This window comes from Schumannella sp. 10F1B-5-1, assembly GCF_006517535.1.
Taxonomy (GTDB): Bacteria; Actinomycetota; Actinomycetes; order Actinomycetales; family Microbacteriaceae; genus Schumannella.
Genome location: NZ_VHQH01000004.1, coordinates 1 through 313, shown reverse-complemented (window position 1 = coordinate 313; position 313 = coordinate 1). Strand labels below are relative to the sequence as shown.

The following is a 313-nucleotide window of genomic DNA, read 5'->3' as shown; positions in this document are numbered from 1 at the left end:
CCATCCCGGGCAGCAGACGGCCCTCGATCGTCGACACGAGCTGGTGCACGTGCTGGTACGACTCCACCTCGAGCAGCCGCGTCACCGCCACCGAGCCGAGCTCGCACACCCGCGAGAGGTCGTTGCGCATGAGGTCGACGATCATGAGGTTCTCGGCGCGCTCCTTCTCGCTCGCCACGAGCTCGCCGTGCAGGCGCGCGTCCTCGTCGGGGCGGGGGTCGCGAGGGCGGGTGCCCTTGATGGGGCTCGTGCGCACGAGCCCCGACGCGTCGATCTCGAGGAAGCGCTCGGGCGAAGCCGACACGAGGGCGGT

General features: G+C 71.2%; 1 protein-coding gene. It reads right to left on the bottom strand.

Going from position 1 to position 313, the window contains the following annotated elements:
• The coding region (locus tag FJ658_RS03545) for a chorismate-binding protein (protein ID WP_181408309.1) at positions 1 to 313 on the bottom strand (313 nt) is incomplete at both ends.